Here is a 13657-nt window from a genome sequence, read left to right as displayed (position 1 = left end):
GCTGAGGCGGAGGGGCCCGCGAGGGTCCTCATCAACCCATAGAGATAGCAACTGATCAGGAGAAAACAATGATCTCGCGCATTCAGAAGGCGAAGGAGTCCGAGGGCTTCACCCTCATCGAGCTGCTCGTCGTCATGATCATCATCGGCATCCTCGCCGCGATCGCCATCCCGCTGTTCCTCAACCAGCGCCTCAAGGCGGAGGACTCGGCGACCAAGTCGGACGTGTCCAAGGTCGGCAAGGAGATCGCCACCTACTTCGTCGACGGTACCGGCGCGCTTAGCACCATCACCGGGCCGCAGGGTGGCAGCTACACGATCGGCTTCACCGTCGGCGACGACGTCGACGCCGGCGTTGTGTCGAACCACGTGACCGTCGACGTGGAGACCGCGGGTTCGGACTCGACGGACTGGGTCATCTGCGGCACCAACTCGGTTGACGACACCAAGTCGTACACCTACTCCGCTGCGGGCGGTCTGCAGGAGACTACCTCCTGCTAAAACCCTCGTGAGGCCCCGGGCGGGTGGGGCGGCAGCCTTGTCCCATCCGCCCGGGAACCTTCGCACCAAACTCGAGTTTTGGGGAGTGAACAAGCATGGAGAGCACGCGTTGGTCGCGGCCAGCCCGATCGGAGGGATTCACCCTGGTCGAGGTAGTTGTCGCGATGTTCGTGCTCGCCGTGGTGATGCTCGCAATTCTCTTTCTGCAGGCCCGCGCGATGACTATCAATGCGGACTCCCAGGGTCGGCAGTCTGCAACCGCGGCAGCAAACGAGGCAATGGAGCAGCTTCGTGCCATGCCCTGGAACTATCTTCGCAAGGGGCTTTCCTCCCAGTGGAACGCCGGCGGTACAGACCCCTTCGTCTCGGGCGCCGACGCCATCACGGTGAACGGGAAGACCTACGCGCTTCGTGTTGGCACGACGGGGTCCGACCAGGATCTATCCAATCCCTGGCCACCGCTGTTCGACTCGACAGGCTCGAATGAGCAGATGCTGACGTCGGGCTCCGGAAACGGCGATGTCTTCGAGCTCCGCGCCTACACCTTCGAGGACGATGTGGCATCGTCCTCTACCGTGGGCCTTCTCGTTGTAGCAACGTGGGGCAAGCGGACCGATGGATCCCTCGAGAACACGGTCATCACCTCCACGGCCTACGCGCCTTCCGCCGGCTGTGGCGACCTGAACAACGCACCCTTCCTCGCGTCCTGCCAGGCGCAGTTCGACGCGACAGCTGCGAGCGCGAACCTCGACATCTCGGTGACTGCCAGCACGCTCAACGGCGCAAACCCCAAGCCGCTGCTGAACACTGACGTGGGCCTCGACTACTACTCGTTCCAGGTGAACTCGAGCACCGCCTCCGTGCAGGTGACCAGCCAGCAGGTATCGAACGCGAGCGCGTTCGCCTCGCTCGGCGGCACCGCGTGGGACGACGACTTGGTCACGACCGCGCCAAGCGCCCTCGGTTGGACGCGCGGCTACACGAGCCAATCCGTGCGCGCGTCGGATGACACGACTGCAGGAGCGGAGCCTCCGAACCCGCCGTTCGTGACCGGCTCTGGCGCAAACTCCTACTACGACTTCACCCTCGGCGACTACATGCTCTCTGGCCGTTCCGACGATGGTCGCTCGGCGACGGTGACGACCAAGACCGGAGTGGCGTGTGCGACAGGCCTTGGATCCTCAGTGCCTGGCAATGCACCATGCGCGTCGTCGCTCATCGGTGGCACTAGCGACGCGACGCCGTACATGTCGTTCGAGATCGACGGCAAGGTGTTGGATCTCGCGAAGGTGAACTCGTCGATGTCCACCGTGTACGACGAGGCGTGGGCCGGCCGGTTCGCAGCCGTCGCTGGCAACTCCGACGTTGGTTGCGCGTCGGTCTCGGGCACTGGATCGGGCTGTACCTCGGCGGGGGCGCAGCAGGGATTCGGTAGGGTCACCGTCGGCGATGTGAAGCAGACGAACACGTGGGACGACGATGCGCCCAGCGGCCTCGTCGTGATTTCGGGGTATGAGGACTCGGTGCGGGTGCAGCGAGGCGAGAGTGACGAGGCGACCGCGGCCGATTTCTACCGCTCCGCGACGATCGAGTACTGGAACGGCACCGACTACAGCACCGAGTACATCAACGATCTCACCGCAGACACCTACCTGATTCCCGACACGGTGTGGACGACCGGCGATGCCGTCGTCACCGCCAGCGGCAACATCCTGGTGACAGGATCGGCGACGTCGACGGAATCGACCACCAACTGCGTGGGCGGTGACGGCTGCATCGTCGATGCCACGAACGGCACCATCACCGTCACGATCACGTACGACATCGAGCCGACTGACGCGAGCCTCGACTCCTGGAGCCTCACGGTGAAGACCACGCTCAACGGCTCGCGGGCCGGCGCGCGCTTCGAGGAGTCACCCAATGCCTAGGCTCATGGAACGGCGCCGCGCCTCGGATGAGGGCTTCACGCTCATCGAGCTCCTCGTCTCGATGATCATCTTCTCGATCATCATGGCGCTGCTGGTAAGTGTGATGATCCAGATGACTTATCAGGCCAACGATGCGCTCGGCCGTCAGCGCGCGGTCGAGCAGGCGCGCCTGGGCCTCTCGCAGATCGACCGCCAGATCCGTTCCGGCAACCTGATCCTTGACCCGGCTCTCGACGACGCGTCGGTGGCGGGCGTGCCCGCGAACTACTCGCTCCGGATCTACACCCAGGAGGGCGACGGCCCAGCGAAGTGCGTGCAGTGGCGCGTGATCTACCCTTCGGACACCGATCGCTTCGGCCAACTCGAGTACCGCGAGTGGGATCCCGCGGACACGAACACTGCCACCGCCTGGTCTCGGGTGGCCTCGAACGTGGAGCGCCCCTCGTCGACCTTCGCCGCGACCGATTCGACCTCGTGGCCGCCTTTCTGGGTCGATACGACGCTGCCGACCGGGACCGAGGCTCAGAACATCCGCGTGACCCTGCGGATGGGTGACCCGAGTGCGCGATCGGATGCGAAGTCTCAGGTGCTGACGTCGGTGGTCACGGGACGCAACACAGTCTTCGGATACTCGCCGGACACGTGCAACGTGGTGCCGGCGCCGTGATGGGGGAATCATGATCAAGCTGAGGAATGCAATGCGAGGCGACTCCGGTGTCGCGCTCGTCATGGCGATGGGCATCGCCCTGATCGGCATGACAGTGGCGATTATCGTCGTCACCGCCGTCGTGATGGCGTCCAACGACTCCGGACGCGATCGCGTCAGGACGGTCGAGGTGCACTCGGCCGAGGCCGCGATTGATGCGACCATGGCGGAGCTCCAGACCGGCGTGCCGTGCGCACCGAGCTTCTCGCCGGCGTCGTACGGCACGGGTGTCACCAAGACCACCGTGACCGTCGACATCGACTACTACGACGATTCGGGTGCCATCACATGCACGGGAGCTGTCGCACCGTCGACGCCCACGCGTGCCGTCATCACTGCCACATCCACTGCGAACAAGACTCAAGTTGGCGCGCAGCCCGTCCGAAAGGTCCAGAGCGAGGTCTTGCTGACCCCCATCACGAACCCGGGTGCCAACGCCGCGATCTTCTCCGCCGCGGGATTCGACCCGAAGTCGAACTTCGAGGTGGAGCCTGCAATCACCGGTGAGTCCGCGGACGTATGGATCGACACCGGTTCGTGGGAGTGCAAGGGCAACAGCGGCTCGGGCGGCGGCAAGCGCACGGTGGGCTCCGTCTTCGTCCCCGCAGGCAACCTGACGATCGATGCCGCGTGCGAGATTCAGGGCGACGTGTGGGTGCAGAACAATTTGGTCGTGACGGGCAACGCGTACGACGCGCCGATCACCGGAACGTCCGGCAACGTGACGGTACGGAGCGGGACCTTCACGTTGGGGAAGGCGATCGAGATCCCCGGCGCTGCGAAGCTCGGCGGCGCGGCACCTTCAGGGCTCACCGCCGTTGGCGGCATCACGGCGAACCTGGGAGCGGCCGCGATTCCCACGCTCTCGAGCGTGGGCCTGCCGCAGCTCGAGTGGAACGCTGCGACCAGGAACGTCTGGGTTAGCGAGGGCTTCACCATCAAGGATGCAGCCGCACTGGGCAACCTCCAGAAGGATTCGTGGGGTGGGAGCGGCGGCTCGGCGCAGGCGTGCGGCTCGTGGAGCATGAAGAACGGCGACACCGCCGTCCAACTTCCGACTGGTGAGAATGTCTTCGACCTCACGTCGTGTGGCGCGATCGACATCAAGAAGGCGGAGTTTGAGCTGCACGGCGACACCGCGTTCATCGTCAACGGCATCAGCGCCATCACGACGACGCTGAAGTTCTACACGACGGATGTGGATGCGGTGACCGGCGAGCTCGTGCCTCACAAGGTGTGGATCATCGTGCCGTACTCGACGGGCGGAGGCATCAGTTCGCAGTCGACGTCGTTCGAGGTCGTGTCGCCGGTCTCGGCGTTCGTGTACGCACCGGGCACGATCGACCTCAACCCCCACGGCGATTTCCGCGGCCAGATCTACGGTGGTGTGGTCGCGCCGAAGAACAAGTTCACGATGGACTACACGTTCGTGGGCGTTCCCGGCGTTGACCTCGCCGAAGGCACGAGCGCGATCATCGGCTACGACGTCGAGCTCGTCAACAAGCACGAGGTGTCCTAGGTGCTGATCGTCGCCGCCACGATGCTGGGCCTGCTCTGCGGGTCCTTCGCCAACGTGCTCATCGCCCGCATCCCGGCGGGCGAGGGCTGGGCGAAGGGCTCGAGCAGGTGCCCGCAGTGCCGCCACGACATCGCCTGGTACGACAACATCCCGGTGTTCTCGTGGCTGTGGCTGCGGCGCCGCTGCCGCCACTGCCAGGAGCCGATCCCGGGTCGCTACCCGCTCGTCGAGATCTCGGTGGGCGTGCTCTTCGGCCTGGTGGCCTGGCAGTTCGGCTCGAGCGCGGTGGCCTGGCTGCTCGCCTTCAGTGCCCTGCTGACCGTAGCGCTCGCCGCGATCGACTTCGAGCACCACCGCCTCCCGGACCCGCTGGTCTTCGCCATGGCTGGAGCCGTGCTGGTGCTCCTGGTGACCGATGCGGCGCTCACCGGCGACTGGGCCGCGCTGGCTCGAGCCGGCATCGGCGCGTTGGCGTTGGGCGGCTTCTACTTCGTGCTCTGGTTCGCGTACCCCAAGGGCCTGGGCTTCGGCGACGTCAAGCTCGCGGTCCCGGTGGGCGCCGTGCTGGGCTACCTCGGCTGGGGTGCCCTCGCCGTGGGTGCCATCGGCGGTCCTCTCGTCGGCGGGCTGCTCGCCCTGGTGGCGTCGATCCGCGCCGGCGGCGTCAAGGGTGTGCGCTTCGCGTACGGGCCCGCCATCATCGGCGCCTTCTGGATCGCCGTGCTCTGGGGCCCGGCCATCGCCACCTGGTACGTCGACTTGGCAGCGGGGTGGGCCGTGTGAGATATCACCACTCCGTTTGAGTTCAAGGCGCCCGGCGCCGATAGCAAGTGCATTCCCGGAGCAAAGGGGGAGAAGTGGCAATCAGGAGAGTCGGAGTCGACATCGGTGACACCCACGTGCGTGTCGCCGAGGTCGAGTTCTCCGGGAAGGGTGCCGCCGCGCGAGGCCGCGGCACGCTGACCGGATACGGAGAGGTGCCGCTTCCGCGCGGCGCCGTGCAGGCGGGAGAGGTCGTCGACGTCTCCGGCGTCGGCAGCGCGATCAAGCAGGCGGTGCATGCCGCGGGCGTCTCCGTCAAGGAGGCGCACGTCGGGGTGGGATCTGCCAATGTCGTCGTCCGCGAGATCGAGTTGCCGTCGCTGCCGATGGCTCAGCTGCGCTCCTCCCTTCCGTTCCACGTGCAGGAGACGCTGCCGATGTCGGTCGACGAGGTGCTGCTCGACTTCTACCCGACCGGGGAGAAGGAGCTCGAGAACGCCAAGGTGCTCCGCGGCATCATGGTCGCCGCGCCGAAGGCGACGGTCACGCAGAACCTGCTCGCAGTCGAAGCCGCTGGTCTCCGACCGAAGATGGTCGACCTCGGCGGATTCGCCTTGCTGCGAAGCCAGCTTGCGGAAGACGCCATGACGGGGGTGATGGCGTTCGTCGACATCGGCGCACGGCTCACCACGGTGGTGATCACGAGCAACGGCCTGCCGCGTCTCATCCGCACGCTTCCGCAGGGCGGCCAGGACCTCACCGACGCGGTGGCCAGCTCCCTGCAGATCGGTGCGGTCGAGGCCGAGGAGGTCAAGATCCAGATGGGTCTCGGCGGCCGATCGGCGCCGGGCCAGGAGGCGGCGGTCGAGCCGCTCTCGCAGAGCGCGCGCGCGCTGGTCGAGGGCATCCGCAACACCTTCGTCTACTTCGCCTCGTCGAATCCCGGCGAGGCTCCGGCTCACGTCATCATCACCGGTGGTGGTTCGTTGCTCGCCGGACTGGGTCAGTACCTGGCCTCGTCCACGAGGCTTCCGGTGCGATACGGCAACTCCTTCGCCCGGGTCTCTCTGGGCAAGAAGGTTCGGCCAGAGGCGGTCCAGGGGCTCGAGGTCCGCGCCGCCACGCCCATCGGTCTCGCATTCGGGGAGGCATCGTGAATCCCGTGTCCGCACCGGCCTCCGCGCCGGTCATCAACCCGGTCCCGGGCACGATCGGCGCGCCTGCGGCTCCGCAGGTCAACCTGCTCCCGCCCGAGATCGCGGCGCGCCGGAGCCAGGGTCGTATCAAGGCCCTGATCGTCATCGTCTTCGGTCTCTTCCTTGTTGCGGTCGCCGCCGTGTACTTCCTGGTGCTCGGCATGCGCACGGCGGCCGAGAACGAGCTTCAGGCTGAGCAGGATCGTCGCCTCGAGCTCCAGACCGAGCTCGCGAGCTACGGCTACATCAACGAGCTCTCGGCAAAGTTCGAGAACTCCATCAAGGCGCGCGAGTGGGCGGGGTCGACGGATATCGACTGGGCGACGCATCTCACCGCGCTGCTCACCGCCGTGCCGGAGGGCCTGACGTTCACCGACATGACCATGGCACAGGGCACCCCCGCCGGCGCGATCGCCGGCGACGGCACCGCCTTCGCCAACGCGGACATGGGTTCGATTGCCTTCACTGGACGTGCGGAGAGCCCCGAGCTGACCGCCGACCTGATCGAGGCGTTCGACGCTCTGCCGGGCTTCAGCGACACCTGGGTCGAGGCGAAGCAGATCAACTCCAACGAGGAGACGGACACCGTCTACTGGGAGTACTCGGGAGCCACCCGGATCACCTACACCGCGCTGTCCGGCCGCACGGAGACCGAGCAGACCAAGGTGCCGCAGGCGCTTCTCGACGAGCTCGAGGCTGCCGACACCGCCACGGACACCGAGACGTCCGATGAGGAGGCGAACTGATGAAGGCCAAGCAGCAGACCGGGATCTGGGTTTTCGCCGCGATCGTCCTCGCGATCATCGTGGCGGCTGCAGCGTACTTCACGCTGATTGGACCCGAGCTCGACAACGCCTCTGCCGCGAAGGAGGAGGCGCAGATCGCGCGCGATGCGAACGACCTGACCGAGCTCGAGATTCAGAAGATGAAGGCACTCGAGCAGGAGGTGCCGGACTGGCGCGAGCAGATCGCGAAGGTCTCGCTCGACCTGCCCCCCCGCACGGAGCAGCCCGCACTCGAGCGGCTCATTGCGTCGAGCCTGGAGAAGGCCGACCTCCCGCTGATCGACTTCAGCACCGGTAGGCCGGAGCCGATCGATCCTCTCAGCCAGGCCGGTGCCGAGCCGCCGACGGTAGCGACGGAGTCAGAGGAGCCTGATGCGGCCTCGACGCCGGAACCGACGGAGTCGGCGGCGACGGACGACGACCTCGACACAGACGGCACCACCGGAGGCGTCGCGGGCGACACGACGCAGCCGGCCGCCGAGCCGGCTGCTCCCTTCGAGGGGCTCCTGGCGATGCCGATCACGATTACGACTGAGGGTGACCCCGGCGACGTGCTCGACTTCGTCAAGTCGCTCGAGACGCAGCTCACGCGGTTCTACACGGTGACTGGGTTCACCATCGCCAAGGCCTCGCCGGCCGAGGAGACCCCCGGTCGCCCCGAGCTGACCGAGGAGCAGTGGACGGTGCAGATCACCGGCATGGTCTTCTCCCTGCTCGACGACACCCGCTCGTTCGTCGACGACGAGACCAAGGAGCTCAAGGAGTACAAGTCCGGTTCGAAGGTGGAGAACGTCTTCGAGCCGCTCGAGGGCACCGAGCAGGCCGACGCGGCCTGATCCGCTTCGCAGCGCACCACGGAGGGCCGTCCCGGCAGGGGCGGCCCTCCTTCGCGTGGGCGGCCTACCGATGGTCTTGTCTCACGATCCGGACCGACCGTCCACTCGTGGAAGAATGACGCCCATGCTTCGATGGCTCACCGCAGGAGAATCGCACGGCCCCGCGCTGGTCGGCACGCTCGAGGGCCTCCCGGCCGGTGTCGAGATCACTAGCAGCGAGATCCAGGACGCGCTGGCCCGCCGCCGCCTCGGCGCGGGACGCGGCGCCCGCATGTCCTTCGAGAAGGACCAGGTCACCATCCTCGGCGGCGTCCGTCACGGCGTCTCCCAGGGCGGACCCGTCGCCGTCATGGTCGGCAACACCGAGTGGCCCAAGTGGGAGACGGTGATGTCCGCGGACCCGGTGGACGCCGAGGAGCTCACCGGCGCCCGCGCCGCCGCCCTCACGCGCCCGCGCCCCGGCCACGCCGACCTCGTCGGCATGACCAAGTACGGCTTCGAGGACGCCCGACCCGTCCTCGAGCGCGCCTCCGCCCGCGAGACCGCAGCCCGCGTCGCGCTCGGCCAGGTCGCCGAGAACTTCCTCGAGCAGGCCGCCGGCATCCGCCTCGTCGCGCACACCGTCCAGGTGGGCCCCGTCGCCACGCCGGACGATGCGCCGCTCCCGCCCGCCGACGCCACGCCCGCGCTCGACGCCGACCCGATCCGCTGCTTCCACGCCGAGACCTCGCGGGCGATGCTCGCCGAGATCGACGACTGCCAGAAGGCCGGCGACACGCTGGGCGGAGTGGTCGAGGTCGTCGCCTACGGCGTGCCCGTCGGCCTCGGCAGCCACGTGCACTGGGACCGTCGGCTCGACGCGCGCCTCGCGGCCGCGCTCATGGGCATCCAGGCGATCAAGGGCGTCGAGGTCGGCGACGGCTTCCGTACCGCCGCCCGCCGCGGGTCGCAGGCCCACGACGAGATCGAGTACGGCGAGGACGGCGTGCAGCGCCGCACCAACCGTGCCGGCGGCGTCGAGGGCGGCATGACCAACGGCGAGCCGCTCCGCGTGCGCGCCGCGATGAAACCCATCAGCACCGTCCCGCGCGCTCTCGACACCATCGACACCTCGACGGGCGAGGCCGCCAAAGCCATCCACCAGCGATCCGACGTGTGCGCGGTCGCACCGGCGGCCGTCGTCGCGCAGGCGATGGTCGCGCTCACGCTCGCGGACTCGCTGCTCGAGAAGTTCGGCGGCGACTCCGTCGCCGAGGTGCGCCGCAACATCGAAGCCTACGTCGCCCAGATCCCGGAGCACCTGCGCTGATGGCGCCCCGTGCGGTCCTCATCGGCCCGCCCGGATCGGGCAAGAGCACGGTGGCGAAGGCCCTCGCGCGCCTGTGGGGCGTGCCGCGACGCGACACCGACACCGACATCGAGAAGCGGGCCGGCAAGCCCATCCCCGACATCTTCGTCGAAGACGGCGAGGCGCGCTTCCGCGAGATCGAGCGCGAGGCGGTGGACGATGCGCTGCGCACCCACGACGGCGTCCTCGCCCTAGGCGGCGGCGCGATCCTCGCGCCCGAGACCCAAGGGCTCCTGGAGCGCTACGTGCTTGACGGGGGAGCGGTGGTCTTCCTCGACGTCTCCCTCGCGGCTGCCGCGCCGCGCGTCGGCCTGAACGCCTCACGACCGCTCCTCGTGGGCAATCCGCGCGCCCAGTGGGTCGCGCTGATGGACGCCCGCCGGCCCATCTACGAACGCCTCGCGACCGTGCAGGTGCTCACCGACAAGACCAGCCCGACCGACGTCGCCGCCCGGATCGACGCCGCCGTCAAGGAGCGTGCATGACCGTCCACCGGACCATCGCCGTCGCCACTGCCGCGCCCTATGACGTGACGGTCGGGGAGAACCTGCTGCCGGAGGTGGTGGGCGCTGTCCCCGAGACCGCGACGCGCGTGCTGGTCGTCACCGCCGCGCCGCTGCGTCGCCACGTCGACAACCTCAAGGCGCTGCTCGACGCGCGCGGCTTCACCGTCGTCATCGCCGAGGTGCCCGATGCCGAGGAGGGCAAGACCGCCGAGGTCCTCGCCTTCTGCTGGCAGGTGCTCGGCAAGTCCGATTTCACCCGTAGCGACGTCGTCATCGGCTTCGGCGGGGGAGCGGTGACCGACCTCGCCGGCTTCGTCGCCGCCACCTGGCTTCGTGGGGTCGGCGTCATCCAGGTCCCCACGACGCTGCTCGCGATGGTCGACGCGGCGGTGGGCGGCAAGACGGGGATCAACACTGCCGAGGGGAAGAACCTCGTCGGCGCTTTCCACGAGCCGCTCGCCGTGTTCTGTGACGTGCGCGCACTCGACACGCTGCCGCACAACGAGCTGGTGCCGGGGCTGGCCGAGGTCGTGAAGTGCGGCTTCATCCGCGACCAGGAGATCCTGACGTTGGTCGAGGCGAACCTCGACGGCCTCCGCGACGCGGAGCTCGACGTGGTGCGCCCAGTGCTCGTCGAGCTCATCTCCCGCGCGATCCAGGTCAAGGCCGACGTCGTCGCGGCCGACCTCAAGGAGTCCTTCCTCCGCGAGATCCTCAACTACGGCCACACCTTCGCCCACGCGATCGAGTACACCGAGCGCTACCAGTGGCGCCACGGCGCCGCGGTGTCGGTGGGCATGGTCTTTGCGGCAGAGCTCGCTCACCTCGCCGGACGTCTCTCGGAGGACGGGGTCGAGCGTCACCGCGCCATCCTGTCCGGTCTTGGCCTGCCGATCAGCTACCCCGGGCACCGCTGGGACGCGCTGCTCACCGCCATGAAGCGGGACAAGAAGACCCGCGGCGACCTGCTGCGGTTCGTCATCCTCGCGGGGATCGGCAACCCGATTCGCCTCGAGGGGCCGGACCCGGCTCTCGTCCAGGGCGCCTACTCGGCAGTGTCGGCCTAGTCTTCCGCGAGCACGAATCGCACACCGTCGAGTTGTGACGGGTCGTAGCATTCTGCGAGCGCCGCAGAGGGCAGGTCGGGAGCGCGTGTGACGATCGTGACCTGACGGTTGCTTGCCTCGCCGAGCCAACAGATCCGGTCCGGTAGGTCGTCCATCCGAATGCGCAGGACCCAGTTCTCCCCGCCGTTCTCGTGGCCGCGGTCATCCGATCGCGTGGCATTGGCCATCATGAAGCGCACGGGCTGGTCCCACGGGATATCCGCGTACCAGGGCACCACGAGATCGTCGTACTGCACGTAGTCGGCAATGCGGTCGTACACGTACTCGTCGGGACCGTAGTAGTCACCTACGACGAGCAGAGCCGGAGCAGGGATCCAGCGCTCGACCCTGGAATCGAGCGGTGCCGTGATCGCGAGTGCACCTACGCCGACAGCAGCGACGGCCGCGGTCGCGACGGCAGCACGACGCCGCGTCAGCAGAGCGCTCAGAACCAAGCCTACGAGGAGCGGCACGAGCGCCACGGTCGACATCTGCACGTAGCGGGAGGGGTAATACTCAAGGTCTCCGCCGAACCCTCCGCGAGCTGCGAAGATCGGCACTGCGCCCACGGCCAGTCCGAGCAGGGTGGCCCCGACGGCGCGGCAGGCGCGAACCTCAGGTCGGACGATTACCGCGATTACGGCGACGGCGAGCACGACCGCGACAGTCATCGAATAGCTGAATGGTGCGGGGAGCGTGGTCGCTACGGTGACGCTCGACTCGAGCGCTGTGGAGTCCTTCTGCGCGAGCGACGTGAACGTCGACGCCGCGTAGAGAAGTGCAGCGGTCGCGAACGCAGCAAGTGAAACAGCGATTTGCCAGCCAGACTCGCGCAGCGTGGCGCGGATCTGTGTGCGCCAGGTCCAGGCGGAGACCGCGGCAAGCAGGCCGGGCACCGCAGCGAACGGCGTCCAGGTCAACATGAGAACCGTCATCGCCAGGATCAGGGTGGCGACTGCGGTGGTGGGCAGGACGCGCGAGCGCAGCGCGACGGCGAAGGAGCCGAGAAGTATCGCTACGGTGATCGTGGCGTTGATCTGACCCCGTAGTAGGAAGAAGCCCGTTGCGGGCCCTGCGAGGACGAGGGTTGAAGCGATGGCTCCTGCAACCGGAGCTCCCCAGCGTGGCGAATGGCGCGGCAGGAGCGAGGCGGCTACCCACCCAGCGAGGAAGGCGCAGACGGCCACGACGATCGCCCAGTGGGCGATGTGCGCGTCGAGTTCCGCCACGAACTCCGCACCGGAGTCGTCGATCGGCTGCGTCGGACTCACGAACGTCAAGGTGAGCGCGTGCTCGAACGGCCGAGGATTGGTGGCCGGGAACGTCTCGACCCCGTTGTTCCACGCGAAGCGGCCGGTGTTGTAGAGGTCCACGGTTGAGTCGTCGAGCACAGCCCACGAGCGCGCGGACCCGCCGGGCACCAGCGCGGCGATGCCGAGGCCGACGAACCACGCGATAGACCCGAGCGCGCTGCCGAGGATGACGCCCGGCCGATTGACGTGGAATCGAGCCGCCGGGGCGTCGGGTCGCGCGCGGAGGACCGCGGCCAGCAGCAGGACCAGGTGCAGCCCGAGCACGAGGTGTTGGAACCGCAGCGGCTGTACAGGTGCAAGCGCCAGCACCACGAAGTCCAGCGACGCGCCGGCGATGTACGCGATCGCGAGCGCGGCGCCGGCTCCAAACCGGGGCGTCAAGCGAGCGGTCCACGCCAGCAGCGTTGTGACGGCGAGCACCCACATCGGCAGGCCGGCGAGCGTTGCAGAGCCCAAGACGAGAACTCCGACAAGCAGGTACAGGCGCGTGCGGCTGCCCCAAGCGCTGGACCCCTGCGACTGATGTGACGAAACGTCCGGGCGCGCGACGCTGGTGCTCGTGGTGGCCATGCCGAGAACCTAGCGGCCCGCGCTCACGCTCGAGCGCGCCCACGCCGCCAAACTCACACCCCGCATCGTCCGACCGCGCGCCCAAACCGATCGAGCGCATCGTCCCCCGATACGCTGGCCACCATGAACGTCCTGGTCGTCAACGGTCCCAACCTGCGCAGGCTCGGCACCCGCGAGCCCGAGAAGTACGGCACCACCACCCACGATGAGCTCGCGGTTCTTGTCACCCAGTGGGGCGCGGACCTGCACCTCGACGTCGAGGTGCGCCAGTCCGACGACGAGGCCGACCTGGTCCACTGGATGCACGAGGCCGTCGACGCGGGCTGGCACGTCGTGCTCAACCCGGCGGCCTTCACGCACTACTCGTACGCCCTCCGGGACGCGTGCGCGCTCGTCTCCGCGGCGAACCTGTCCCTGGTCGAGGTGCACCTCACCAACCCGCACGCGCGCGAGACCTTCCGCCACACCAGCGTCATCAGCGGCGTCGCGACCGGCACGATCGCGGGCTTCGGGGTCGAGGGCTACCGGCTCGCTCTCGAGGCCGTCGCGCGGCGCGTCGGCTAGAATCGTCTGCGGACTATT

Annotated in this window: 13 protein-coding genes; 12 read left to right on the top strand and 1 reads right to left on the bottom strand. The window is 67.9% G+C overall.

Annotated elements, in window-relative coordinates; all coding sequences use genetic code 11:
• Positions 1–68 precede the first annotated feature (68 nt).
• From QQX09_RS01350 to aroB, 11 genes are all read left to right on the top strand, one after another.
• The gene (locus tag QQX09_RS01350) at positions 69–500 is read left to right on the top strand and encodes a type II secretion system protein (RefSeq protein WP_301130906.1); all 432 of its coding nucleotides are present in this window, start codon (positions 69–71) and stop codon (positions 498–500) included.
• 95 nt (positions 501–595) lie between these two features.
• Positions 596–2428 carry a prepilin-type N-terminal cleavage/methylation domain-containing protein gene (locus QQX09_RS01345; RefSeq protein WP_301130905.1) on the top strand — a complete coding sequence of 611 codons (1833 nt, stop codon included), beginning with the start codon at positions 596–598 and terminating at the stop codon, positions 2426–2428.
• Entirely contained in the window at positions 2421–3095 is a 675-nt protein-coding gene (locus tag QQX09_RS01340) for a PulJ/GspJ family protein (RefSeq protein ID WP_301130904.1), read from the top strand. Before QQX09_RS01345 ends, QQX09_RS01340 begins: the two co-directional genes overlap by 8 nt.
• Before the next feature lie 10 nt (positions 3096–3105).
• Positions 3106–4653, top strand: coding sequence for a hypothetical protein (locus QQX09_RS01335; protein WP_301130903.1), 1548 nt, complete (start codon positions 3106–3108; stop codon positions 4651–4653).
• Positions 4654–5436 carry a prepilin peptidase gene (locus QQX09_RS01330; protein WP_301130902.1) on the top strand — a complete coding sequence of 261 codons (783 nt, stop codon included), beginning with the start codon at positions 4654–4656 and terminating at the stop codon, positions 5434–5436.
• 47 nt (positions 5437–5483) lie between these two features.
• A complete protein-coding gene (pilM, locus tag QQX09_RS01325) occupies positions 5484–6572 on the top strand; it encodes a type IV pilus assembly protein PilM (RefSeq protein WP_082101588.1) in 1089 nt (362 codons plus the stop codon).
• 5 nt (positions 6573–6577) lie between these two features.
• Positions 6578–7357, top strand: a complete 780-nt coding sequence (locus QQX09_RS01320) for a PilN domain-containing protein (protein ID WP_301130901.1) — start codon at positions 6578–6580, stop codon at positions 7355–7357.
• Positions 7357–8232, top strand: coding sequence for a hypothetical protein (locus tag QQX09_RS01315; protein ID WP_301130900.1), 876 nt, complete (start codon positions 7357–7359; stop codon positions 8230–8232). The genes QQX09_RS01320 and QQX09_RS01315 overlap by 1 nt, the downstream gene beginning before the upstream one ends.
• A gap of 124 nt (positions 8233–8356) precedes the next feature.
• On the top strand, positions 8357–9541 hold the full coding sequence (aroC, locus tag QQX09_RS01310; RefSeq protein WP_301130899.1) for a chorismate synthase: 1185 nt from the start codon (positions 8357–8359) through the stop codon (positions 9539–9541).
• Complete coding sequence (locus QQX09_RS01305) at positions 9541–10065, top strand: shikimate kinase (RefSeq protein WP_301130898.1); 525 nt, start codon at positions 9541–9543, stop codon at positions 10063–10065. The genes aroC and QQX09_RS01305 overlap by 1 nt, the downstream gene beginning before the upstream one ends.
• The gene (gene aroB / locus QQX09_RS01300) at positions 10062–11153 is read left to right on the top strand and encodes a 3-dehydroquinate synthase (protein WP_301130897.1); all 1092 of its coding nucleotides are present in this window, start codon (positions 10062–10064) and stop codon (positions 11151–11153) included. The genes QQX09_RS01305 and aroB overlap by 4 nt, the downstream gene beginning before the upstream one ends.
• Here aroB and QQX09_RS01295 read toward each other — a convergent pair.
• Positions 11150–13075 (bottom strand): hypothetical protein, encoded by a 1926-nt coding sequence (locus tag QQX09_RS01295; RefSeq protein ID WP_301130896.1) that lies wholly within the window; start codon positions 13073–13075, stop codon positions 11150–11152. The genes aroB and QQX09_RS01295 overlap by 4 nt on opposite strands.
• A gap of 123 nt (positions 13076–13198) precedes the next feature.
• Here QQX09_RS01295 and aroQ point away from each other — a divergent pair, with 123 nt between their 5' ends.
• Positions 13199–13639 carry a type II 3-dehydroquinate dehydratase gene (gene aroQ / locus QQX09_RS01290; RefSeq protein ID WP_062311680.1) on the top strand — a complete coding sequence of 147 codons (441 nt, stop codon included), beginning with the start codon at positions 13199–13201 and terminating at the stop codon, positions 13637–13639.
• Positions 13640–13657 lie beyond the last annotated feature (18 nt).

It is taken from the genome of Demequina litoralis (assembly GCF_030418455.1).
In the GTDB taxonomy this organism is placed as follows: Bacteria; Actinomycetota; Actinomycetes; order Actinomycetales; family Demequinaceae; genus Demequina; species Demequina litoralis.
Note: the sequence above shows the minus strand (reverse complement) of the source record. Positions and strands in the feature narration are given on the sequence as shown.

Coding starts and splice junctions, on each gene's coding strand:
- QQX09_RS01335 (WP_301130903.1), top strand. CDS start 3,106: ATGATCAAGCTGAGGAATGCAATGCGAGGCGACTCCGGTGTCGCGCTC.
- QQX09_RS01305 (WP_301130898.1), top strand. CDS start 9,541: ATGGCGCCCCGTGCGGTCCTCATCGGCCCGCCCGGATCGGGCAAGAGC.
- aroC (WP_301130899.1), top strand. CDS start 8,357: ATGCTTCGATGGCTCACCGCAGGAGAATCGCACGGCCCCGCGCTGGTC.
- QQX09_RS01340 (WP_301130904.1), top strand. CDS start 2,421: ATGCCTAGGCTCATGGAACGGCGCCGCGCCTCGGATGAGGGCTTCACG.
- QQX09_RS01295 (WP_301130896.1), bottom strand. CDS start 13,075: ATGGCCACCACGAGCACCAGCGTCGCGCGCCCGGACGTTTCGTCACAT.
- QQX09_RS01350 (WP_301130906.1), top strand. CDS start 69: ATGATCTCGCGCATTCAGAAGGCGAAGGAGTCCGAGGGCTTCACCCTC.
- QQX09_RS01345 (WP_301130905.1), top strand. CDS start 596: ATGGAGAGCACGCGTTGGTCGCGGCCAGCCCGATCGGAGGGATTCACC.
- aroB (WP_301130897.1), top strand. CDS start 10,062: ATGACCGTCCACCGGACCATCGCCGTCGCCACTGCCGCGCCCTATGAC.
- QQX09_RS01315 (WP_301130900.1), top strand. CDS start 7,357: ATGAAGGCCAAGCAGCAGACCGGGATCTGGGTTTTCGCCGCGATCGTC.
- aroQ (WP_062311680.1), top strand. CDS start 13,199: ATGAACGTCCTGGTCGTCAACGGTCCCAACCTGCGCAGGCTCGGCACC.